Annotated in this window: 21 protein-coding genes; 5 read left to right on the top strand and 16 right to left on the bottom strand. The window is 62.4% G+C overall.

Features of this window, described 5'->3' with window-relative positions; translation table 11 throughout:
* Positions 1 to 10 precede the first annotated feature (10 nt).
* The 15 genes from ribH to B9A12_RS03590 form a co-directional block, all read right to left on the bottom strand.
* Entirely contained in the window at positions 11 to 472 is a 462-nt protein-coding gene (ribH, locus tag B9A12_RS03660) for a 6,7-dimethyl-8-ribityllumazine synthase (RefSeq protein WP_084056387.1), read from the bottom strand.
* Positions 459 to 1703 carry a bifunctional 3,4-dihydroxy-2-butanone-4-phosphate synthase/GTP cyclohydrolase II gene (locus tag B9A12_RS03655; RefSeq protein WP_084056385.1) on the bottom strand — a complete coding sequence of 415 codons (1245 nt, stop codon included), beginning with the start codon at positions 1701 to 1703 and terminating at the stop codon, positions 459 to 461. Before B9A12_RS03655 ends, ribH begins: the two co-directional genes overlap by 14 nt.
* 130 nt (positions 1704 to 1833) lie before the next feature.
* Positions 1834 to 2496, bottom strand: a complete 663-nt coding sequence (locus B9A12_RS03650) for a riboflavin synthase (RefSeq protein ID WP_084056383.1) — start codon at positions 2494 to 2496, stop codon at positions 1834 to 1836.
* 174 nt (positions 2497 to 2670) lie between these two features.
* Positions 2671 to 3795: a bifunctional diaminohydroxyphosphoribosylaminopyrimidine deaminase/5-amino-6-(5-phosphoribosylamino)uracil reductase RibD gene (gene ribD, locus B9A12_RS03645; protein ID WP_245802335.1), complete on the bottom strand. Its 1125-nt coding sequence runs from the start codon at positions 3793 to 3795 to the stop codon at positions 2671 to 2673.
* Positions 3796 to 4107: 312 nt separating this feature from the next.
* Positions 4108 to 5379 (bottom strand): serine hydroxymethyltransferase, encoded by a 1272-nt coding sequence (locus B9A12_RS03640; RefSeq protein WP_084056379.1) that lies wholly within the window; start codon positions 5377 to 5379, stop codon positions 4108 to 4110.
* A gap of 28 nt (positions 5380 to 5407) precedes the next feature.
* Positions 5408 to 5872 carry a ribose 5-phosphate isomerase B gene (gene rpiB / locus B9A12_RS03635; RefSeq protein ID WP_139796471.1) on the bottom strand — a complete coding sequence of 155 codons (465 nt, stop codon included), beginning with the start codon at positions 5870 to 5872 and terminating at the stop codon, positions 5408 to 5410.
* A gap of 255 nt (positions 5873 to 6127) precedes the next feature.
* Positions 6128 to 7384 (bottom strand): beta-ketoacyl-ACP synthase II, encoded by a 1257-nt coding sequence (gene fabF / locus B9A12_RS03630; protein WP_084056377.1) that lies wholly within the window; start codon positions 7382 to 7384, stop codon positions 6128 to 6130.
* A 36-nt stretch (positions 7385 to 7420) separates the two neighbouring features.
* Positions 7421 to 8164, bottom strand: coding sequence for a 3-oxoacyl-[acyl-carrier-protein] reductase (fabG, locus tag B9A12_RS03625; protein WP_084056375.1), 744 nt, complete (start codon positions 8162 to 8164; stop codon positions 7421 to 7423).
* 263 nt (positions 8165 to 8427) lie between these two features.
* On the bottom strand, positions 8428 to 9609 hold the full coding sequence (locus B9A12_RS03620; protein ID WP_084056373.1) for an electron transfer flavoprotein subunit alpha: 1182 nt from the start codon (positions 9607 to 9609) through the stop codon (positions 8428 to 8430).
* On the bottom strand, positions 9606 to 10397 hold the full coding sequence (locus tag B9A12_RS03615; protein WP_084056371.1) for an electron transfer flavoprotein subunit beta/FixA family protein: 792 nt from the start codon (positions 10395 to 10397) through the stop codon (positions 9606 to 9608). Before B9A12_RS03615 ends, B9A12_RS03620 begins: the two co-directional genes overlap by 4 nt.
* Before the next feature lie 45 nt (positions 10398 to 10442).
* Entirely contained in the window at positions 10443 to 11612 is a 1170-nt protein-coding gene (locus B9A12_RS03610; protein ID WP_084056369.1) for an acyl-CoA dehydrogenase family protein, read from the bottom strand.
* Entirely contained in the window at positions 11609 to 12667 is a 1059-nt protein-coding gene (locus B9A12_RS03605; RefSeq protein WP_084056367.1) for a phosphate acyltransferase, read from the bottom strand. The genes B9A12_RS03610 and B9A12_RS03605 overlap by 4 nt, the downstream gene beginning before the upstream one ends.
* A gap of 39 nt (positions 12668 to 12706) precedes the next feature.
* Positions 12707 to 12889 carry a 50S ribosomal protein L32 gene (gene rpmF / locus B9A12_RS03600; RefSeq protein ID WP_084056365.1) on the bottom strand — a complete coding sequence of 61 codons (183 nt, stop codon included), beginning with the start codon at positions 12887 to 12889 and terminating at the stop codon, positions 12707 to 12709.
* Positions 12890 to 12964: 75 nt separating this feature from the next.
* Positions 12965 to 13510, bottom strand: coding sequence for a YceD family protein (locus B9A12_RS03595; RefSeq protein WP_084056363.1), 546 nt, complete (start codon positions 13508 to 13510; stop codon positions 12965 to 12967).
* A 56-nt stretch (positions 13511 to 13566) separates the two neighbouring features.
* Positions 13567 to 13782 carry a hypothetical protein gene (locus B9A12_RS03590; protein WP_084056362.1) on the bottom strand — a complete coding sequence of 72 codons (216 nt, stop codon included), beginning with the start codon at positions 13780 to 13782 and terminating at the stop codon, positions 13567 to 13569.
* Between the two features lie 149 nt (positions 13783 to 13931).
* Here B9A12_RS03590 and gltX point away from each other — a divergent pair, with 149 nt between their 5' ends.
* Together gltX and B9A12_RS03580 are read left to right on the top strand one after the other, a co-directional pair.
* A complete protein-coding gene (gltX, locus tag B9A12_RS03585) occupies positions 13932 to 15338 on the top strand; it encodes a glutamate--tRNA ligase (protein WP_084056360.1) in 1407 nt (468 codons plus the stop codon).
* Positions 15339 to 15658: 320 nt separating this feature from the next.
* Positions 15659 to 17896: a cache domain-containing protein gene (locus B9A12_RS03580; RefSeq protein WP_170920318.1), complete on the top strand. Its 2238-nt coding sequence runs from the start codon at positions 15659 to 15661 to the stop codon at positions 17894 to 17896.
* A gap of 125 nt (positions 17897 to 18021) precedes the next feature.
* Here the strand turns inward: B9A12_RS03580 and mnmL are convergent, their stop codons facing one another.
* On the bottom strand, positions 18022 to 18939 hold the full coding sequence (gene mnmL / locus B9A12_RS03575; protein WP_084056356.1) for a tRNA modification radical SAM protein MnmL/YtqA: 918 nt from the start codon (positions 18937 to 18939) through the stop codon (positions 18022 to 18024).
* Positions 18940 to 19171: 232 nt separating this feature from the next.
* On the opposite strand from mnmL, the gene mnmG reads away from it, so the two are divergent.
* The 3 genes from mnmG to B9A12_RS03560 all read left to right on the top strand — a co-directional run bounded on the left by mnmG (position 19172) and on the right by B9A12_RS03560 (position 23091).
* The gene (mnmG, locus tag B9A12_RS03570; RefSeq protein ID WP_084056354.1) at positions 19172 to 21058 is read left to right on the top strand and encodes a tRNA uridine-5-carboxymethylaminomethyl(34) synthesis enzyme MnmG; all 1887 of its coding nucleotides are present in this window, start codon (positions 19172 to 19174) and stop codon (positions 21056 to 21058) included.
* A gap of 192 nt (positions 21059 to 21250) precedes the next feature.
* Positions 21251 to 22048, top strand: a complete 798-nt coding sequence (locus tag B9A12_RS03565) for an electron transfer flavoprotein subunit beta/FixA family protein (RefSeq protein WP_084056352.1) — start codon at positions 21251 to 21253, stop codon at positions 22046 to 22048.
* 56 nt (positions 22049 to 22104) lie between these two features.
* The gene (locus tag B9A12_RS03560; RefSeq protein ID WP_084056350.1) at positions 22105 to 23091 is read left to right on the top strand and encodes an electron transfer flavoprotein subunit alpha/FixB family protein; all 987 of its coding nucleotides are present in this window, start codon (positions 22105 to 22107) and stop codon (positions 23089 to 23091) included.
* The last annotated feature ends 126 nt before the right edge of the window (positions 23092 to 23217 follow it).

Genomic DNA, 23217 nt, shown 5'->3' with positions numbered 1-23217 from the left:
GCCTGTTCACCTAGATGTTTTTCAGTAGATTGGCCATTTCCACGGCGGCCATGGCCGCTTCGAAGCCCTTGTTGCCCGCCTTGGACCCGGCCCGCTCGATGGCCTGTTCCAGGGTGTCCGTGGTGAGCACGCCGAAGGTGATGGGAGTGGCCGCTTCCAGGCTCACCGTGGCGATCCCTTTGGAGACTTCGGCGGCCACGTAATCGAAGTGGGGCGTGGCTCCGCGGATAACGGCCCCCAGGCAGATGATGGCGTCGTAACGGCCGCTGGCAGCCACCTTCTTGGCCGTCAAGGGAATCTCGAACGCTCCCGGGACTTTGTAGACGTGGATATCCGCCTCACTGGCCCCGGTCCTGGTGAGGGCATCCACGGCCCCGCCCAACAGCCGTTCGCAGATGAAATCATTGAAACGGCTGACCACGATGCCGAACTTGAGCCCTTCCGCTCGCAGGTTGCCTTCAAACACTCTCATGCTTTTTCACCTCTTCGGCTGAATCCAGACAGTGGAGCACATGGCCCATCTTGGTGCACTTGGTCTTCAGATAGTCGTAGTTGCACGGGTTGGGTTCGATCTCGATGGGCACCCGTTCGGTGACGGTGAGGCCGTATCCCTGCAACCCGACGATCTTCTTGGGGTTGTTGGTCATGAGACGCATCTTTCGCACCCCCAGGTCCACCAGGATCTGGGCACCGATACCGTAGTCGCGAAGATCCGCCTTGAATCCCAGCGCCTCGTTGGCCTCCACTGTGTCGTAGCCTTGCTCCTGAAGGGCGTAGGCCCTGAGCTTGTTGACCAGCCCGATGCCCCGTCCTTCGTGGTTCCTCATGTAGAGGAGGACGCCGCTGCCTTCCCGGTCGATCTTGAGCATGGCGGCCCGGAGCTGGTCGCCGCAGTCGCAGCGCAGGGATCCAAAAACATCGCCGGTGAGGCATTCCGAGTGCACGCGCACCAGCACCTCGTCCTCGGGGCGGATCTCCCCCTTGACCAGGGCCAGGTGGGTGTATTCATCGATCACGTTGGTATAAGCGATCACTTTGAACTCTTCCCCGAAGAGACTGGGCAGGCGAGCCTCAGCCGCACGCTGCACGAAGCTTTCCGTCTGCATGCGGTATTCGATGAGATCGGCGATGGTGACAATCTTCAGGTTGTGTTCTTGGGCGAACTTTTCCAGGTCCGGCATGCGGGCCATGGTGCCGTCGTCTTTCATGATCTCGCAGATCACCCCGGCGGGCTTCAATCCGGCCAGGCGGGCCAGGTCCACCGATCCTTCCGTCTGGCCCGTGCGCACCAGCACGCCGCCCTTCTTGGCCCGGAGCGGAAAGACATGACCGGGGCTCACCAGGTCTTCCGGCTTGGCGTCGTCGGCTACGGCCGTCAGGATGGTGTGGGCCCTGTCCGCGGCGCTGATTCCCGTGGTGACACCGGTTCGCGCCTCAATGGAGATGGTGAACGCCGTCTCAAAAGGGCTCTTGTTGTCCCGGACCATCATGGGAAGCTGCAACCGGTCCACCCATTCGGGGGTGAGCGCCAGGCAGATGAGACCGCGGCCGTGTTTGGCCATGAAGTTGATGGCCTCAGGGGTGACTTTCTCGGCGGCGATGCACAGATCGCCTTCGTTTTCCCGATCCTCATCGTCCACGAGGATGACCATCTTCCCCTGACGAATGTCTTCCAAGGCTTCGGGAATGGTTGCCAGTGGCATGATCGGCTCCTTCCAGCAAAGGAATAGGGAGGCGGAAATCCCGCTCCCGCAAAGAACGACTCCCGACCCGGCAGGCGGGTCGGGAGTCCTATAACATGATGTTTCCCCCGATACAAGAAAGCTTCGCCCGTTACAGAAACCCGTGTTCCACCAGGAAGGCCGTGTCGATCCCAGGCGATGGGGAGTCCGCTTTGTCCTGGGCGTCATAGCCCTTGAGCAGGCGCTCCACGTACTTTCCGATGATGTCCGTTTCGATGTTCACCTCCTCGCCGATCTTGAGCTGCCCGATGGTGGTCACGTCCGCCGTGTGGGGGATGACGTTCACATAGAACCGGCCCGGCTCGCAGGTGTTCACCGTGAGGCTCACGCCGTTGATGGCGATGGAACCCTTGGGCACCACGTAACGGGACAGCTCCGGCGGGATGGCAAAGGTCAGCTTCCAGGACCTTCCTTCCATGGCCCGGTCCTGGAGTGTTCCCAGACCGTCGATGTGTCCGGTGACCAGATGGCCTCCCAGGCGGTCCCCCAGCCGCAGAGCCCGTTCCAGGTTGAAACGGGCTCCCGGACTCTTGGACCCCAGGGTGGTTCGGGAAAGGGTTTCGGCCGAGACGTCCACGCTGAAGGTTCGCCCTTCAAAGGAGACCACGGTCAGGCACGCCCCGTCCACCGCGATGCTCTCTCCCAAGGTGAATCCTTCCGGGTCGAAATCGGCGCGCAGGGCCATGCGCGCGTCCGGACCCCTGCGGTCGATGCGGAGCAGGGTGCCCGTTCCTTCCACCAGTCCCGTAAACATGTGGTTTTCCTTCCTGTGTGCTGGGTTGCTGGGAAGCTGTCCGGCGTTTCGGCCCGGCAGCGGACCGCCCGGGCTTCCCTTAAGCATCCGCGAGGCTTCAGATCTGCGGCAGGGCCCCTTCAGCAGGCGCTTGTGGAATCATGGCGGAGATCGCCTTTCCGGTGAAGCCCGCGGTCAGTAAAGCCCCTCCCGGAATCTTGCGGTGATCAGCAGGTCCGAGTCCATTCTTCGCACTTTGACGCCGTAAAGGCCGGCGGCGTCCTGCATGCTCCATCGGGCCCCGCCCTGAAAGACGGGGACTCCCTCGGCATCTCCCAGGATCTTGGGGGCCAGAAAGAGAACGAGCGTATCGGCCAGGCCCTGATCCAAAAAGGCGCCGTGCACGCGCGCACCGCCTTCCACCAGGAGGCTGGTGATCGATCGCCGCCCCAGTTCTCCAAGGAGCTCGGAAAGATCGCAGCCGGCTTCCGCGCGGGCAAGGCGCAGGACCTCCACGCCCTGGTCTTCCAATCGCCTTTGCTTTTCTTGGGGCGCGTCTTCCGCGCACACCACCCAGACCGGCGATTGAGAAGCGGTGCGAACCAGCTGGGAACTTTCGGGAAGGTGAAGAGTGCTGTCCAAGACGATGCGAAGAGGCTGGCGGCACCTGGTTCCGGGAAGGCGGGCGGTGAGTAGTGGGTCGTCCGCCAGGGCCGTTCCCACGCCCACCAGGATGGCGTCCAGCCGGTGCCGCAGCCGATGCGTATGGCGCCGCGACTTTTCGTTGGACACCCAACGGGCGTCGCCCGTTCGGGCGGCGATCCGACCGTCCAGGGTGGCCGCGGCCTTCAGAGTCACGTGGGGCACACCCTGGGTCACCCACTTGATGAAAGGCTGGTTGAGAAGCCGGCATTCTTCTTCCAAAACGCCGGCCACGACCTGGAGGCCCGCCGCCCGGAGTCTGTCCAGGCCGCCTCCCGCCACCTGCGGGTTGGGATCCAGCATGCCCGCCACCACCCTGCGGACGCCCGCCGCCAAGACCGCTTCGGTGCACGGAGGCGTCCGACCGTGATGGTTGCAAGGCTCCAGGGTCACGTACAGGGTGGCGCCCCGACAGGCGTCTCCCGCCTGGCGCAGGGCGTTCACTTCCGCATGGGCTTCCCCCACCCGGCGGTGGTAGCCTTCTCCGACGATGCGGCCGTCCCGGACCACCACGGCGCCCACCATGGGGTTGGGGCTGGTCCAGCCGGAACCGCGAGCGGCGATCCGCAGGGCTCGCCGCATGTAAAAGGTGTCCGTATCCATTGCGTTTGCGTTCACCCGCCACGCTCCTTGGGGCTCACCCCAGAAGGCTGAGTGGTTATGGGGTTTCGGTTTTCACTGGTCGGTCATCCGGCATCGGTTTCACGAGTTACGATTCCCGATGCATGACTTCATTTCCCGTGCTTACTTCTCATCTTGCCCTGTAGAGCCCGTCCGACAATGGCCTTTTAGATTTCTAACTGTCTGAAATTCCACCGTGCCCTGTGGCTCTTGTTTGAGCTGTCCAGGCCAGCAGCGCAAGCCTGCTTGAAAGTCCCAACCTTCCGTCCACACAAGAAGTGAGGAACCTGGGCGTTCTCAGACACCCTCCTAGCCTTGAGCCGAAAGAACGTGGGAGTGACTTCCGGGGTCGTGCAGCGGAAAGTCATCACAAAAAGAGGCCACCTGGCGTTGGAGCGCCGCCAGGCGTGTCTCGTCCCCCATGGCCGACAGGGCTTGGTGGATAAAGCGGCCGATCTCCACCATGTGGGAAGGTTCCATACCGCGGGTGGTGACGGCCGCTGTACCGATCCGGATACCGCTGGTGACATGGGGCTTTTGCGGATCGAAGGGGATGGAATTCTTGTTCACCGTGATGCCCGCCATGTCCAGGGCCTCTTCGGCCTGCTTGCCCGTGATGCCCTTGTTGCGAAGATCCACCAGCATCAGGTGATTGTCGGTGCCGCCGGAAACCAGCCGATACCCGAGGGACAGGAGTTCCTGGGCCAGAGTGCGGGCGTTTTCCACGATCCGCCGTTGGTATTCCTTGAAGCAGGGCTGCAAGGCTTCCTGGAAGGCCACGGCCTTGGCGGCAATGACGTGCATGAGCGGACCGCCCTGGATGCCGGGAAAGATCTGGTTGTCCAGCTTCCTGCCCAGCTCGGCCCCGCTGAGAATCAGACCCCCGCGGGGTCCGCGCAGGGTCTTGTGGGTGGTGGAGGTGACCACGTGGGCGTGGGGCACCGGATTGGGGTGCACCCCGGCGCTCACCAGCCCGGCGATGTGGGCCATGTCCACCATGAGATAGGCGCCCACTTCATCGCAGATTTCCCGGAAACGGGCAAAATCGATGATCCGCGGATAGGCGCTGGCGCCGGCCACGATGAGCTTCGGGCGATGTTCCCTGGCCAATCGGGCCATCTGGTCGAAGTCGATGGTTTCGGTGTCCGGTTTCACTCCGTAGGCAACCACCTGGAAGAGCCGTCCGGAAAAGCTCACCGGGCTTCCGTGGGTGAGATGGCCACCCTGACGCAGATCCATGCCCATGATGGTCTCACCGGGCTGCAACAGGGCGAAATAGACGGCCATGTTGGCCTGGGACCCGGAATGGGGCTGCACGTTGGCATACTCGGCTTGGAAGAGACGGCGGGCCCGTTCCTGAGCCAGCCGTTCCGCCACGTCCACGAACTGGCATCCGCCGTAGTAGCGCCGCCCCGGATAGCCTTCGGCGTACTTGTTGGTGAGCACCGATCCCTGGGTCAGCCGGACGGCGTCGCTCACGAAATTTTCCGAGGCGATCAGTTCCAGCTTGCTCCGCTGCCGGTGCTCTTCGTCCCGAAGGACTTGGGCGATTTCCGGGTCCGTCGACTGGAGTGAATGCATGTCCATCCTATCCTCGTGCGTTGTGATGTCAAAGATGAGGGCCCGTACCGTCCTTGCCCGTGTCTCGGTCCAAGAGGGTCACGCGCCGGCTGTGGCGCCCCCCTTCAAAGCCTTCGGCGAGCCAGGTGTCCACGATTTCGAAGGCCAGGTCCTGACCGAGAAAGCGGCCCCCCAGGCACAGGACGTTGCTGTCGTTGTGGCGACGGCTCATCTTGGCCGCGTAGGGCTCGCAAGCCAACACGGCACGTACGCCCGATATGCGGTTGGCGGCCATGGACATGCCGATCCCGCTGCCGCACACCAAGATCCCCCGGTCCGCGTGGCCGGCGGCCACGGCCCGTGCCACCCGGAAGGCATAGTCCGGATAATCCACCGAGTCCATGCTGTGGGTTCCGATGTCCTCAACGGGATAACCGGCCTGCTGGAGCCGGGACACGATCTTTTGCTTCAGTTCGAAGCCGGCATGGTCGGCGCCGATCATGATCTTCAGCATGGTTTTCCTCTTTCTGTCTGGATACCGGCAAGGGGGCTCCTGGAGCTTGTCCGGCAATGGCCTTTCGGCCTTTTGGTGGATTTCCATCGAGCTGAAATTCCACTGTGTCATGTGGCTCTTTTTGAGCTTTGTAGGGGCGGGTTCGGAACCCGCCCCTACCGCGGCATGGCCAGGCTGACAGCACGGGCCCTTATGGTAGCCCCAACCTTCCGTTCGCACAAGAAGGGAGCAGCCGGGGCGTTCTGAGACGATCTCCTAGCTTTCCGTCCACTTCCTGAAAACCACGGTGCCGTTGGTGCCCCCAAAGCCGAAGGAATTGGACAGGGCCACCTGGGGATCGGCTTTTCTGGCCGTGTTGGGCACGAAGTCCAGATCGCAGTCCGGATCGGGGGTTTCGTAATTGATCGTGGGCGGTAAGATGCCGTGATAGATGGTCAGGGCCGTGTAGGCACCTTCCACGCCCCCGGCGGCTCCCAGCAGGTGGCCGGTCATGGACTTGGTGGAACTGACGGCCAGCTTCTTGGCATGCTCACCGAAGACGGTCTTGATGGCCTGGGTTTCCAGCCGATCGTTGAGCTCTGTGGAGGTGCCGTGGGCGTTGATGTAGTCCACGTCCGTAGGGGCCAGGCCCGCATCTTCCAAGGCCGCCCGCATGCAGTTGGCCGCACCTTCCCCTCCTGGGGCCGGCGCCGTCATGTGGTAGGCGTCGCCGGAGGCTCCGAATCCGATCACTTCCGCATAGATCCTGGCTCCCCGGGCCCGGGCCCGCTCCGCTTCCTCCAGGATCAGGATGGCGCACCCTTCGCCCAGAACAAACCCGTCCCGATCCTTGTCGAAGGGGCGGGAAGCCTTTTGGGGGTCGTCGTTGCGCGTGGAAAGGGCCCGCATGGCGTTGAAGCCGGCCACGCACAGCGGGGTGATGGTGGATTCCACACCGCCCGTGATCATGAGGTCGGTCACGCCGTCCCGGACGAGGTGAAAGGCCTGTCCGATGGCATGGGTGCCGGCGGCGCAGGCGGTTTGGATCGACATGTTGGGTCCCTTGGCCTTGTGCTGGATGGAGATGAGGCCCGGGGCCATGTTGCCGATGAGCATGGGGATGAAGAAAGGGCTGATTTTGCGCGGCCCCGATTGCAGCAGGGTCTTGTGGTAAGTTTCGATGGTGGTCAGGCCCCCCAGACCGCAGCCCAGGATCACTCCGGCCCGGGGACTCTCCTGGGGATCGATCTGGGTTTGGGCGTCCTGGAAGGCCAGTTGGGCGGCCGCCAAGGCATAGGTGAGAAAGATATCCATCTTGCGGATGTCTTTCTTGGGGATAAAGTCTTCCGGGTTGAAGTCCGAGACTTCTCCGGCGATCTTGCTGGCGAACCCTTCGGTATCGAAGCGGGTGATCGGTCCGATGCCGGAAATGCCCTTGATCAACTTGTTCCAGTTCTGCTCGATACCCACACCCAAGGGCGTCACGAGTCCCAATCCCGTGATCACCACACGACGGCCAGTGCTTCGCTTCATGATCTCCTCGCTTGTTGGAAGGGCTTGCGCCCTGGATCAACCCATGTACATGCCGCCATTGACGTGAAGGACCTGCCCGGTGATGTAAGCGGCTTGCTCCGATGCCAGAAAGCGAACCGCCGCGGCCACTTCCTCCGGCCGGCCCGTGCGTCCTGCGGGGATCTGGGCCACAAGGGCTTCGCGGGCCTTTTCCGGCAAAGCGTGTGTCATTTCGGTTTCGATGTATCCGGGCGCCACGGCGTTCACCGTGATGTTTCTGGAAATGAGCTCACGGGCCAGAGAACGGGTCAGGCCCATGATGCCGGCTTTCGCCGCCGCATAATTGCATTGTCCGGGGTTTCCTGTAAAGCCCACAACGGAGGTGATGTTGATGATCCTACCGTGGCGCTGCTTGAGCATGGGGCGCACCGCCGCCTGGGAGCACAGGAAGATGCCCTTCAGGTTCACGTCCAGCACCAGGTCCCAGTCTTCCGTCTTCAGGCGGGGAAAGACGTTGTCCCGGGTCATCCCGGCGTTGTTGACCAGAACGTCCAGGCGGCCCAGAGAGTCCACCACCTCCTTGAAGGCCTTTTTGACAGCGTCGGGATCGGCCACATCAAAGGGGCAGAGCACCGCCTTGCCTCCCTGCTTTTCTACGGCACGGGCCGTCTCTTGGGCGGCCTCCTGGCCGGAACGGTAGTTGACCACGACCGTCGTTTCGGGCTCGGCAAAGGCCAAAGCCACGGCGCGTCCGATGCCGCGGCTGGCACCCGTGACCAAGACGACTTTGTTGTGTTCCATACCCGCCTCCTTGGCTGCTCAAAGACGTAAAGTTGGGGTCTTTGAAGGTGTCTGGATTCTTTTGCGAGAACTTGCCAAACGCTTGGGACGGCTGGCAGCCCGTTGGATCGGCCAAAGTGGGGCGTTGGAAAAACCGGGCCCGCCGTGCCCCAAAAGGGTGCACGCCGTGGTACACGATGCGGCGCGGGTGATGGCTGGGCCCTCCGTTGAGGGCTCACCACCAAGGCCTCTTTCCGCACCACGTAGCCCTGGCGCCTTGCCATTCAGCCTTCCCGTTTCAAGCGCTGAATGAAGGCCGGCACGAATTCAAAAAGATCCGCCACCACGCCGCAGGAGGCCACGTCGAAAATGGGAGCCTCCGGGTCCTTGTTGACGGCCACGATGACCTTGGAGCCCTGCATGCCCACGATGTGCTGGATGGCCCCCGAGATGCCCACGGCCATGTAGAGGGTGGGGGCCACGGTCTGACCGGTCTGGCCCACCTGGTGGGACGGTGGGGCCCAGCCTTCTTCTACCGCACTTCGCGAAGCACCCACGGCGCCTTTCAGGAGCTGGGCCAGTTCTTCCACCAGGTGGAAGTTTTCCGCCTTCTGAAGGCCACGGCCGCCGGAAATGATCACCTCCGCCTCGCTGAGCTTGGCCGTCACGTCCTCTTCCGGGATGACCTGGAGCACCTCCACGCGGGTTTGGAAGACCTCCTCGGGCAGGGTCACCTTTTCGATGCGGCCGTTTCGGGCATCCTTTTCCGGCCGCATGACCCGGGGGCGAACGGTGGCCATCTGGGGACGGCTGTTGGGGCAGACGATGGTGGCCATGACGTTGCCGCCGAAGGCAGGTCGGGTCTGCAGCAAAAGGCCCTCTTCGCTGATGTCCAGATCGGTGCAGTCGGCCGTGAGGCCCGTCTGGAGCAGGGCGGCCACCCGGGGAATGAAGGACCGACCCATGGTGGTGGCGCCGGCCAGAAGGATTTCCGGTCTCTTCTCCCGGACCAGGGCCACCAGGCTGTTGGCGTAGGCCTCGTCGGTGAAGTCGGCCAGGTTGGGATGGTCGATCACATAGACCGTATCCGCGCCGTATTCCAGCAGGGAAGGAGCGGCCGCGTCCAGGTCGGAGCCCAGCAGTACGGCCGCGCACGGCACGCCCTTCTTGTCCGCCAGCTTCCGGGCGGCGCTGAGCAGTTCGTAGCTCACCCGATGGATCGTTCCCCGGCGCCATTCGGCGAAGACCCACACCCCCCGGTAGGCGCTAAGATCGTCCTTGGGGCCGGTACCCACTTGGGGCAGGGAGATGGCGCCGAACTCGCACGTATCCACGCACATACCGCACAGGGTGCACTCATCGGAGACGGTGGCGGCCGTCTCCCCTACGGAGATGGCGCCCACCGGGCAAACGTCTTCACAAACACCGCAAACCGTACACTTTTGAGGATCGATCAGAGCTTTCATAGGCCGGGCACCTTGGCTTCCTTGAGGTAACGGTAGAGCTGTTCCACCTGGTCTTCCACGGGTCCCTGGAGCATCACGCGGTCGGCTCGACGCGGCGGGCTGAAGACCTTCACCACCTGGGTGTAGGAGCCGCTCAGGCCCACCCGGTCCTGGTCCAGGCCCACGTCCTGGATGCCCCAAACGGGGAGGGTCGCCTTTTTCGCCCTCATCTTGTGCTTGAGTGACGGCACCCGGGGATCTCCCACTTCCCGAAGGACGGTGACCAGGGCGGGGAGGGGCAGGCGCCACACCTCCGTTCCTTCGTCTGTGCGGCGAACCACCTTGAGATGATCGGGGCCGTCCAGATTCAATTCCTTGACGAAGGTGGCGTAGGGGATGTCCAGGATGGTGGCCAGTTCGGGGCCCACCTGGGCGGTGTCTCCGTCGATGGCCTGCTTGCCGCAGAAGATGAGGGAGACGTCACCCATCTTTCGAACGGCGGCGGCCAAGGCCGTTGCCGTGGCCCAGGTGTCGGCGCCGGCGAAGGCCCGATCGCTCAAAAGGACGGCATCGTCCACGCCGCGGCTCAGTACGTCTCGAAGGGCTTCTTCCGCCTGGGGCGGCCCCATGGTGATGGCCGTCACGTGGGCCCCGTGGCGATCCTTGAGGCGCAGGGCCGCCTCCACGGCGAACAGGTCGAAGGGATTGATGATGGATTCCACTCCCTGGCGCACCAGGGTGTGGGTGTTGGGATCGATGCGCACGTTTTTCGCATCGGGAACTTGCTTGATGCACACCACGATCTTCATGGCAGATCTTCCCTCGTCTGAGAAACAACGGAAAGAGGCGGCGGCTTAGAAGAAGGTCTCCTTGATGCGCCCGTATTCCTTGTTCAGCTCCTGGCCGATGATGTTCCGCTGGATTTCGTTGGTGCCCTCGTAGATCTGGAGGATCTTGGCGTCACGGAACATCTTTTCCACCGGGTAGTCGCGCATGTAGCCGTAGCCGCCCAGGATCTGGACCGCCTCCGTGGTGACTTCCACGGCCACGTCGCTGGCGAAGACCTTGCACATGGCCGCCACCTTGCTGGCATCCGGAGGGTTGGTGTCCATGTGTCGGGCGGCGGAATAGATGAGGGCGCGGGCCGCTTCCGTCTTGGTGGCCATGTCGGCCAGCTTGTGCTGTACGGCCTGGAAGCTGATGATGGGCTTACCGAATTGGACCCTTTTGCGCGCGTATTCCACGGCGATGTCCAAGGCTCCCTGGGCCAGGCCCACCCCCAGGGCGCCGATGCCCGGCCGGGACTTGTCGAAGGTCTTCATGGCGATGATAAAGCCCATCCCTTCCTTGGCGATGAGACGCTCCTTGGGGATGCGACAATCCTGGAAGACCAGCTCCCGGGTGGCCGAAGCGCGAATGCCCAGCTTCTTTTCCTTCTTGCCGAAGCCAAAGCCCGGGTCTCCCTTTTCCACAATAAAGAAGCTGGCACCCCGCGGCCCCTTGGCCTTGTCGGTCACGGCCAGCACGCTGTAGATGTCCGCTTCGCCGCCGTTGGTGATCCATTGCTTGGTGCCGTTGAGGATGTAGTGGTCGCCGTCCTTGACCGCAGTGGTCTTGATGGCGGTCACATCGCTGCCCGCTCCCGACTCGGTGACCGCAAAGGCGGCCAAACGGCGGCCGGCTGCTATGTCGGGCAGATAGGCGCTCTTTTGTTCTTCGCTCCCGTAAAGCAAGATGGGATAGGCCCCCAGGCCGCTGGCGGCAAACGACGTGGCCACCCCGATGCAGGCCCGGGCCAACTGTTCCACGGCCAGGCAGTTTTCCAGGATGCCGCCGCCCAGGCCGCCGTATTCTTCCGGGATGTAGACGCCGAAAAGGTCCGACTGGGCCAGGACCTGCATGAGTTCCGAGGGAAATGCTTCCGCTTCGTCCAACTGGGCCCGCACCGGGCGAATCTTCTCCCGGGCGATCTGCTCGGCCAGTTCCTGGATCATCTTCTGCTCTTCGCTCAAAAAGTAATTCAAGGCCCACCTCCCTTATCCGTTTCAGCCTTTGATCCGATGGATTTCCACCGGCGCCTCCAGCGGCCCAGCCGCCACAGGGTGTCTTGGTTGCGCAGCGCCGTCAGGCGCCTTTTCAGCTCTTCGTCCGCCGCCATCTTTTGAGCCAGCCTTTCCCGTGCCAGGCGTTCGGCTTCCAAAATGGCGTTGGTCACTTCGGGGGCCCGGGATCTGCCGTGGGCCACGATCACGGGCCGGTCCAATCCCAAAAGCGGTGCTCCGGAGAGCTGCGCCGCCGCCATCCTGGCGGGCCACCCGCTTTCGTGGGACCGGCCTTGTGCGTTCCGGGAAAGGCGCAAGGCTTCTCCAACGCCCTCGAGAAGCTTCAAGAGCGCATTTCCCAAAAAACCGTCACAGACCACCGCGTTCACGTTGCCCAAGAGGATCTGGTGGGCTTCCACAAACCCTTGGTGGGGTACGGACGCCTGGGTCAGCAGGGTGGCCGCGTCCCGGATGACCTTGGGCCCTTTGGTGGCCTCGCGCCCCAGGTTGAGCAGACCGGCCCGGGGATGCTCCATCTTGTGCCTGTGTTGGAGGTAGGAAAGAACCAGACACAGGGTCTGAGCCAGATGGAGGCTTTGGGACTGGGTATGGGCGCCGGCATCCGCAAGATGAACGAGGCCGTTGTGCGAAGGGATCGCCGCCACCAGCGCCGGTCGTTTGAGCCCCGGCAAAAGCCCCAGATCGTGGGTGGCCGCCGCCACGATGGCGGCGCTGTTTCCTGCGCTGACGACAGCATCGGCTGAGCCTTGAGCGAGCTGCTGGATGGCGACGGACAGTGATGATGGGGTTTTCTTGCGGAGGACCCGGGGGCCGATCTCCCCCATGCCCACCGTGTGGGGCGCATGGAGGATGTCCAAACCCGGCGGATGCGGTCCCGCGGGCAGGCAGCGGTGAATCTTCTTCTCGTCACCAATCAGTAGGATCCGGGCAGATGTGCGAGTCAATGCCAGGTACGCCCCTCGAACCACCTCATCGGGGGCCGCATCGCCTCCCATGGCATCGACGGCAAGGATCATCTGCCCAGTCCTTCAATGGAGCACCGCTCCCGGGGCCGTTCAGACCTCTTCCACCTCCAGGATGGGGCGCCCGTTGTAGTAGCCGCAGGTCGGACACACGCGGTGCGGCAGTCGCTGTTCGTGGCACTGGGGGCACTGCGCAAAGGAAGGGGCCGTCATGTGCTTGTGGGCCCGCCTCTTGTCTCTTCTCGCTTTCGATGTCTTTCTCTTGGGTACAGCCATGGTCGTCTCTCCTCGTCAATGTGCAGTGTGGTCGTCCTCGCATTCAAATGGGATCGGCCGGTCCCGGCCCCGCCATCAGGAGGACCCATTCAGCTTGAGCGTTGCCAAACGCGCAAACGGATGATCCGCGTGCCGCCCCTCACACGTGCACGGCTCGGTGTTGAGATTGGCACCGCACCCGGCACACAGGCCTTTGCACTCTTCGGAACACAAGCTCCTGAAGGGTAGATCCAGGAAGATCTCTTCGGCGATTAGACGATCGATCTCCAGGGTCTCCCCATCGAAGAATTCGTATTCCAGATCTTCCGGGGCCAGTTCCACCTCTTCCTCACCGGCCTCTGAGGCCTCTTCGTGGTAGAGGAGGATCCGTACGCTTCGCCGCAACTCCTTATGATAGCTTTCCAGGCATCGGTCGCACAACAGGGAAATGATTCCCGTGAGAGTGCCCGTCACCTCCACGTGATCCGCCCGGCGGTGGATCTCCAGATCCACGTTGAGCGGCCTTTTCAGCTTCAACCCGGAAGGATCGTGGGGCGGAATCAACTTTTCCAGACTCTCTTGCGTCCAATGAAGGTGCAAGAACCGCCCCGCCTCCGGAATTTCATCCAATCGAATCTTCATGCCTTCTCCTGGGCGTCGCGAGTAAATGGTTGAGTATAGGGATCGGCTTTGCCGTGTCAAGCACTTTGCGAATCCCGTTCAGTGCCGATGGATGGGCGCTCTTGGACCTGGGGAACCAGGAAAAAGAAGCAGGCCACGAAGAACAGCACGCTGCCCGACAGGCTCCAGGGATCCCCGGCCAAAAGACCGGCCACTGCAAAGCAGAGAGCGGATCCCATGAAAAGCAGCCAACCCCATGTCTCCAGTTTTCGCTTGCGATCTCTTTTGCCCAAACACCCTCTCCTTTCCGTCGCCCTGGTTCGTGTTGTCTTGCGGCGCCGGGCCTCCTTGAGATTCCCCAGCCGGTGTGTTATCTGTCTACGTCTTTGACCATTGGAAGGTCACCCTTAATCTATCCAAAACGTATGGGGAGTGGAAATAGATGGAACAGGTCATCACGCGATTTGCCCCCAGTCCGACCGGGTACCTTCACATCGGGGGCGCCCGGACGGCCCTTTTCAACTGGTTGTTTGCCCGGCACCACGGCGGCAAGTTCATACTGCGCATCGAGGATACCGACCGCGAAAGATCCACCGAAGAGTCCATTCGAGCCATTCTGGACGCCATGCAGTGGCTCGGCATGGACTGGGACGAGGGGCCCTATTACCAGACGCAGCGCTTGGATGTATACAGGGATTACCTGCAGCGCTTATTGGACAAGGGACTCGCCTACTATTGCGACTGTTCTCCGGAGGATGTGGAGCGGCGCCGCCAGGAGGCCTTGAAGGCCGGCAAGAAGCCCAAGTACGACGGCAGATGCCGGGACAAGGGGTTGGGGCCCGGTCCAGGAAGGGTGGTGCGCTTTCGGTGCCCCCAGGTGGGAACCACCGTGTTGAACGACCTGATCAAGGGGGCCATCGAGTTTGAAAACTCCGAACTGGACGACCTGGTGCTTCAGCGAAGCGACGGATATCCCACCTACAACTTCGCGGTGGTGGTGGACGATGTGTCCATGAAGGTGAATTATGTGATCCGCGGCGACGATCACGTGAACAACACGCCCCGCCAGATCCTTCTCTACCAGGCCCTGGAGGCGCCGCTTCCGCGCTTTGCGCATGTGCCCATGATCCTGGGGCCCGACCGAACCCGTCTTTCCAAGCGGCATGGGGCCACTTCCGTCATGGCCTACAAGGACCAGGGCTATCTGCCGGAAGCCTTGGTCAACTACCTGGCCCGACTGGGCTGGTCCTATGGGGATCAGGAGATCTTCAGCCGCCAGGAGTTGATCGAAAAATTCGATTTGGACCGTGTGGGGGCGTCGGCCGGTGTGTTCGATCAGGAAAAGCTCCTATGGCTGAATGCCCATTACATCAAAGAAAAACCAGCCGGGGAAATCGCGGGTCTCCTCAAGCCCTTCCTGGCCCAGCGCAACTATCCGGAACACGACGACGCCTACCTGGAGCGGGCCGTGACCACCTTGCAGCCCCGGTGCCGAACCCTTCAGGAAATGGCCGACGCCATCGCCTTCTACCTGGTGGAAGAGGTGGACTACGATCCCAAGGCGGCCACCAAATTCTTGAAACCGGAGCTGGCCGCTCCCTTGCGCAGCCTGATCGAGACGCTGAGAGGCATGGAACCGTTCCAGGAAGAGGAACTGGAAAAGGCGTTTCGCCGGATGGCCGAGGAGATGGGCGTGAAGCTGGGCAAGATCGCTCAACCGGTTCGCGTGGCGCTGACCGGAGTGACGGCCAGCCCGGGTCTCTTTGAAATCATCGACATCTTGGGCAAGGAAACCGTGTTGAGGCGTTTGGAAAAGGCCCTGGAATTTGTGGAGGCGCGCGCGCAGTAAAATGGTCTGGGCGCGCCGATCGCCCCTCTTTCGCGGCCGCGGGGTGCCGCTGCATGGCAGGGGGTGGGCGCAGACTGGTGAAGTGGCCGGCCGCAGCCGGTCGGGCGCTCCCCGGTGACTCTCCCGCAGCCGCGAAGGACTGTGAGAAAAGCGCTCATCCCTGGCAGTGCCGCCCCGCCTCCTGGTCACATGCCCGCTTGGCGAAAAAAGCCAGGGAGCCGTCTGGCGGGAGTCGTGGGCCTTTGACGTTTCGGAGCAACTCGGGATCACAGAAGTCTTCGAGGAATAGCCGGCCGGCGGCAGGAAACGTGGGTGGTTCCATGGAAAAAGACCGGCGATCATGGCGTTTTCTGGAACGACTCAAGGGGCTGCCGCTTCGATACCGCCTGATCATTCCTTTCATTCTCCTGGCCCTCTTCGGGACCTCCTCCCTGGTCTGGATCTCCATCCTCAGCCAGAACACCCTGATCCGACAGCAGGAGGAGCAACGGCTGGACGGCCTCCTGCACACCTTTTCCCAGGCACTGGATTTGCGGAGCCGGTGGGCCGTCTCCCTGGCGGCGGGGTTTGCCAAAAATCCCGAACTGGCTCGGGCTCTGGCCCAACGGGATCGACTCCGGCTTCTCGCCCTGTACTATGAATCGTATCTCTTCATGGAGCGCCAATACGGCGTCAAGCAATTCCATTTTCAGGTGACGCCGGGCCGTTCGTTTCTTCGTCTGCATCGCCTCTACCAATACGGAGACGATGTGCGGGCGACGCGCAAACAGGTCCGGGACGCGCTGAGCCAGGGCAAGGCTGTCTACGGCCTGGAAAGGGGAGCCACCGGGTACGGCATCCGCGGTGTTGCGCCCGTTTCCTGGAAGGGGTCCGTGGTGGGAACCGTGGACATCGGCTTCGCGCTTTCCGACGAGATCCTCCAGAATCTTCACCTCAGGCCCGATGAACGCATCTCGCTGCTCATGCCTGCCGGATCGGAAAACGGTCACCTGACCTTTCGGTCCGTGGCCACCAACTTGGACCAGCCCTTCCTTCGAACCGACCCGGTGTATGAAAACGTCTTTCAAACCGGGCGCAACGCCCATATCCACCGCATGTTGGCAGGGCATCCCTTCTGCGTGCTGCTCAGCGTGATCCGCGACTATGGGGGACGCCCCGCCGCCCTGGTGGAATTGGGCGTGGATCGCTGGCAAACCCTTCAGCAGACCACCCGCTACCGTCGCTGGATGATCGGGCTGGGGCTGGTGGGCATGGTGCTTTCCATCGGAGCCATCTACCTCATCAGTTATCTGTTTACCCGGCCCATCGACCGCATGATCGAGTTGGCGCGGGAGATCGGACAGGGGCACCAGGTTCGTCCGCTGGATGTGAGACCGTCCGGGGAGCTGGGAACGCTGGCCGACGCTCTGGCCGACATGCTGCGTTCCCTGGAAATGTCCCGGGAGCAGATCAAGCTCTATGCCGCCACCCTGGAAGAAAAGGTTCAGGCTCGGACCCGGGAACTGAGGGAATCGGAGGAGAAGTACCGGAGCCTGGTGGAGCGGGTGCCATTGGTGGTCTACCGTGTGGATGTGACGGGGCGCACAGTCTACGTGAACCATTTCGTGGAGGACCTCTTGGGCGTGAGTCCTCCCGAGATCTTGGGCGATACCTGGTTCTGGAAGGAAAAGGTGTGGGAGGAGGACCGGGAGCGCATCTGGCCGCTCATGGACCGCTGCCTGAATGAAGGGCGGGAGTATCGGGAGGAATACCGGGTGCGGCACCGGGAGGCCCGGGCGGTGCACGTGCTGGACCATGCCATTCCCGTGCTGGGCGACGACGGTCGAGTGCAGATGGTGGACGGTTTTCTGGTGGATGTGAGCGAGCGATACGAGCTGCAGCAGCAGATCATCCAGACCGAGGAACTGAAGACCCTCAGCGAGATTTCGGCCCGCCTGGCCCACGAGATCCGAAATCCCATCGCCGTGGCGGGAGGCTTCGCCCGGCGCCTTCTCAACCGCCTTCCCCAAGGAGACGCCAACCGGCGAAAAGCCGAGATCATCTTAGAGGAAATGGCCCGCCTGGAAGGCATCCTGGAAAAGGTGCTGGCCTATCTGCGGCCCGTGGAGGTCTCGCTGCAGAAAGGCGATATCAACGGGCTCATCGAAGAGGTGCTGAAGGAAAGTGAGTCCGGCCATTTTCAGAAGTCGATTCGCACCACGGTTTCACTCCAACCCGATCTGCCGCCGCTCATGCTGGACCCGGCTTGGATGAAAAGGTCCCTGACGGTTCTGCTCGCGGCCCTGGTGAGCTATTGCCCGGCCGAAGGCGGATTGCTGCAAATCCACACCCACGGTCTTCCCGCCTCGGTTCTTGTGGAAATCAAGGCCTGCGGCCTCCACCTGTCCGACGACGATATCGAACACTTCTTTTACCCATTTACCAGCCGCCTGGACGAGACACGCCAACTGGACCTTCCTCTGGCCAAGATGATCCTGCACAAACACGGAGGGCTGGTCCGCCTCCAGCGCACGGGAGAAAGGGAGCTGCTCCTGACCATCACGCTCCCTGTGTGCTGAAGCCCCCAAGAAAAACACCCGGGGTGGACAAAAGGCCTGGTGGCTGGCTCCGGAAAGGAAGAAGGTGTTTCCGGGCGGGGCTCCGGCGTCGGCGGGGAGCGCGGGGCCGATCCGATCCGTCCGGTTCAAGACGGCTTCCAGCATTTTCCCTGGTACAATCCCTTTTCATCCATGTAACGGTGGAGTGCCTCCAGGTTTCTTTGTTTTTCCAGGGCCCAGGCGGGGGCCACCAGCTCTTGGCGGTGCGGATCTCCGGTGACCCGTTGCACGATCACCTGGGGGGGCAGTCGGGAAAGGAAGGCCGCACACGCCTCCACGTACTCTTCCCGTTCCAGGCACCGGTATTTTCCCTGGGAATACCATTCATGCAGCAAGGTGCCCCGCACCACGTAAAGCAGGTGAATCTTGACCCCCTGGATATCCTGGCGGGCCAGGAAGCGGGCCGTCTCCAGCATGTCGCCAAGCGTTTCCCCGGGAAGTCCCAGGATGATGTGCACGCAGATGGGTAGCCCCCGCTTGCGGGTTCTTTCCACGGCGTCGCAAAACCGGGCCACGTTGTGGCCTCGGCCGATGCGTTCCAGGGTCCTATCGTGGGCGGATTGCAGACCGTATTCCAACCACACCAGATGGTCCCGGGACAGTTCCTGCAAATGATCCAAGACGGGATCGGGGACGCAATCGGGCCGGGTGCCGATGGTCAGTCCCACCACGTCCGGATCCGAAAGGGCCTGGCCGTAGAGGTCCCGGAGTTTGGGCAGGGGGGCGTAGGTGTTGGAAAAGGATTGGAAATAGGCCAGAAATTTCTTGGCCTTGTAGCGTCGGGCAAGATAAGATTTCGCGCTCTGGATCTGGTCGGCGATGGGAATGCCCCGGGCGGCGGCACCGGTTCCGGAACCTCTGGCGTTGCAGTAGGCGCAGCCCCGGGTTCCCACCGTGCCGTCCCGGTTGGGGCAGGTGAGTCCCGCGTCGATGGTGATCTTGTGCACCCGGCAGCCGAACAGGCTCCGCAGATAGGAGCTGTAGTCCCTGTAGGGTTTGCGCATGGGCTTCTTTCCCACAATGAATCGTCGTTTTGCCCACCGGACGTCCTCGCCGGCTGGGCGGGGACGGTTCCGGGGGGGGGCATCTGAACAGTCGACGCAAAGCGTGTTGGGTGAGGGGGCAGTGGTTGGCGTTTCGCGCGCCTGTCGCTCACCTGGCTTCGGCGTCGTTCATCCGTCGCTATGACGGCCTTGCCTGGTGGAGGTTTATACCATAATCGAGGAACGATCCAAGATGAGCGGGCACTATGAGGTGATCGTGATCGGAGCGGGCCATGCCGGATGCGAAGCCGCCTTGGCGGCTTCGCGCATGGGATGCCGAACCCTGCTGCTCAGCATCTATCTGGACACTGTGGCACACATGCCCTGTTCGCCTTCGGTGGGCGGGATCGGCAAGGGGCATCTGGTCAAGGAGATCGACGCCCTGGGGGGCATGATGGCCCGCATCAGCGACAAGACGGCCATCCAGTTCCGTCGGCTCAACACCAAGAAAGGCCCTGCGGTCCGCGGTACCCGGACCCAGAACGACAAGGTCCGGTATCGGACCCTGATGAAGCACGCGCTGGAGCGGGAAGAAAACCTGGAAATCAAGCAGGCCCTGGTGGAACAGCTGGTGGTGGAAGGTGGCAGGGTGCGGGGTGTGGTGGACCAGCTGGGGGTCTTTCATGGTGGGGCCGCCGTGGTCTTGGCCACCGGAACCTTTCTCCATGGCCTCATCCACATCGGACGATCCCGCATCCCCGCCGGACGGGCGGGAGAATTTCCTTCCCTTGCGCTGGCGGACCAACTGCAGGCCCTTGGCTTAGCACTGGGTCGCATGAAAACCGGAACACCGGCGCGCATAGCCCGAAGATCCATCGACTTTACCCGCTTCCACAAGCAGGAAGGAGACCCCGATCCCAGTCCCTTTTCGCTCTTTACGGACCGCATCGAACTGCCGCAGGTTTCGTGCTACGTGGGCCGGACCCACCAGCGAACCCACCAGGTGGTGCGCCGCCACATTCATCTTTCGCCCCTTTACAACGGAACCATTCAAGGGGTTTCGGCCCGCTATTGTCCGTCGCTGGAAGACAAGGTCATGAAATTTCCCCACAAGGAGGAACACCAGATCATCCTGGAACCCGAGGGGCTGGATACGGAAGAGATCTACGCCAGTGGTACGGGCAATTCCCTGCCCTATGAAGTCCAGATGGAACTGATCCATTCCATCCCGGGCCTGGAAGAGGCCCAGGTGATGCGTCCCGCCTATGCCATCGAGTACGACTTCGTGCAGCCCACCCAGCTCAAGCCCACTCTGGAGACCAAGCGGGTGGAAGGCCTTTACATGGCGGGACAGATCAATGGGACGTCCGGATACGAAGAGGCGGCCGCCCAGGGACTCTGGGCGGGAATCAACGCCGCGTTGAAGGCCCAGGGGCGTCCTCCCTTTGTCCTGGACCGATCCCAGGCCTACATGGCTGTGATGGTGGATGATCTGGTCACCCGGGGAACCAACGAGCCCTACCGGATCTTCACCTCCAGGGCCGAATACCGTCTGCTGCTCCGGGAGGACAACGCGGATCTGCGCCTGCTGGAAAAGGGATTCGAGCTGGGCCTGCATTCCCGGGACGTCTACAAGGAGCTCAAGGAGCGGCGCGCCGCCATCCGCGCCGAGCTGGAGCGGCTCAAGACCACACGGCTTCGTCCTGGTCCATCGGTCAATGCATATCTGAGCGGGCGCGGCTCGGCGCCGTTGGATGAGGCCGTTTGCCTGGATCGCCTGCTCAAGCGCCCCGAACTCACCTACCAGGACATCGAACACCTGGCGCCGCCGCCGTCAGCGCTTTCTCACAGGGTCCGGGAGCAGGTGGAGATCGAGTGCAAATACGAAGGCTACCTGAGGCGGCAACAGCAGGAGGCGGAGCGATTCAAGAATCTGGAAAACACCCGGATACCGGAAGACTTTTCCTACGATCAGGTCCCGGGCCTTTCCAACGAGGTGCGTCAGAAGCTTTCGTCCGTCAGGCCCCTTTCGTTGGGACAAGCGTTGCGGATTCCGGGCATGACGCCGGCGGCCTTGTCCATTTTGCTTGTCTATCTCAAGCGTTGGAAGGGGGAAGGGCGGCCGGAAGAATCTGAATGAACTATCATTCATTTTTTTCTTGGCTTTTCTTTTCCCCTTCGTGTATGTAGGGTGCTGCCCGTAGAAAAGCAGGCGGACGGGATCCCAGCAGGATGTGAAGAAAATGTGTGCCCGATCCAAGAGATGGCCGGATGCTCTTTCCACAGGAACACCGCTCTGGCCTAAGGTGAAACGGGGAAAGGAGGACATGCCGTGAACATTGTTGTCTTGCTCAAACAAACGCCCGACACGGAATCAGTCATTCGCATCGCCGACGACGGACAGTCCATTGTGACAGACGATCTCAAGTGGATCATCAACCCGTACGATGAATTTGCCGTGGAAGCCGCCCTGCGTCTCAAGGAAAAGCATGGCGGGACGGTGACCATCGTCAGCTACGGCCCGCAGCGCGTGGTGGAATCCATCCGAACGGCCATGGCCATGGGAGCCGACAAGGGCGTTCTGATCGATGACCCGGCCCTGGAAGGGGCGGACAGTCTGGGTGTGAGCCGGGCCCTGGCGGCGGCCGTTAAAGAACTGGAACCGGACATTGTGTTGTGCGGTTCCCGCGCCGTGGACTACGACCAGGCGCAGCGCGGCCCCATGGTGGCGGAATGGTTGGAATGGCCCCATTTGGGCCTGGCCGTGGCTTTGGATTCAGATGGCTCCACCGTGACCATCGAGCGTCCCATCGAGGGCGGCAAGGTGACCCTGGAAGCCGAGTTGCCGGCCCTGGTCACCATGGGCGGGTCCCACGCCGTGTGGAACCCCCGCTATGCGTCGCTTCCCGGCATCATGAAGGCCAAGAAGAAGCCTCTGGAAGTGAAGACCCTGGCCGACTTGGGCCTGGATCCTGCCGAGTGCGGCGAAGAGGCCGCCAAGATCCGCATTGTGTCCCTGGAAATGCCTCCGGAACGACAGGCCGGTCGCATTATCGACGACGGACTGGATACGGAAGGCAAGGCGGCGGAGTTGGTTCGTGCGCTGCATGAGGAAGCCAAAGTCATCTAAGCGGACGCCTTTTGCGGGTGGGATCCGAAGACGCGCAAAGAACAAGGAGAGTGAAAATGGCCGATTGTGTCTTTGTAGTTGCCGAATTCCGCGGCGGGGATTTCCGCCGAGTCTCTTATGAGGTGGCCAGCGAGGGCCGAAAGATTGCCGATGCTTTGGGAGTGAGCCTGTATGGGATCGCGGTGGGTTCCGGTGTGACGGACAAGGCGTCTCAACTGGGCTTCTACGGGGTGGACAAGGTCTTCGTGGCCGATGACCCGGCCCTGGAAAGCTACGTGGCGGAGACCTACGTGCCCGTGATCGCCTCCATCATCGAACAGGCCGACCCGGCGGCCGTACTGCTGGCCGCTTCGGTGGACGGCAAGGATCTGAGCGCCCGTCTGGCCGCTCGTCTGGAAGCGGGTCTGGCGCAGGATTGCACGGAGGTGGTGTGTGAGGACGGAGCGCTCAAGGCCAAGCGTCCCATCTTTGCCGGAAAGTGCCTGGCCTGGTGTGAATGGGCCGAGGACGCTCTGCCCATGATTTCGTGCCGGCCCAACGTGATGGATTGCCGCGATGCGGACGCCACCCGGGAGGCCGAGGTGGAAGCGGTGGCCGTGGAGATCCCCGAGGCACGATCCCGGGCCACGGGTCTGGAGCTGGATACCTCCGGCAAGGTGGAACTGACCGAAGCGGAAATCATTGTTTCCGGCGGCCGCGGCATGAAGGCTTCGGAAAACTTCTCCATCCTGGAAGAGCTGGCTACGGAACTGGGAGCCGCGGTGGGTGCGTCCCGCGCTGCGGTGGACGCCGGCTGGCGCCCCCATTCCGATCAGGTGGGCCAGACCGGCAAGGTGGTGAACCCGAACCTCTACATCGCCGTGGGCATTTCGGGGGCCATCCAGCACCTGGCGGGCATGGGCTCGTCCAAGTATATCGTGGCCGTGAACAAGGATCCGGAGGCTCCCATCTTCACCAAGGCCGACTACGGCGTGGTGGAGGATCTCTTCAAGTTCGTCCCGGCCTTCACGGAAGAGGTCCGCAAGATGAAAAGCACCTGCTAAGGGCTGCCGGCGCCGCAAGACCGCCTGAAGTAACGTTTTCCATACCCTCCCCGGCTGGGGAGGGGAGGGCGGCGCCCACGCCGCCCTCTGACCCACCGAAGCCTGAAACATTCGGGACACGACGGC

The organism is Desulfacinum hydrothermale DSM 13146 (assembly GCF_900176285.1).
Taxonomy (GTDB): Bacteria; Desulfobacterota; Syntrophobacteria; order Syntrophobacterales; family DSM-9756; genus Desulfacinum; species Desulfacinum hydrothermale.
This window is presented reverse-complemented; position numbering and strand designations above follow the sequence as displayed.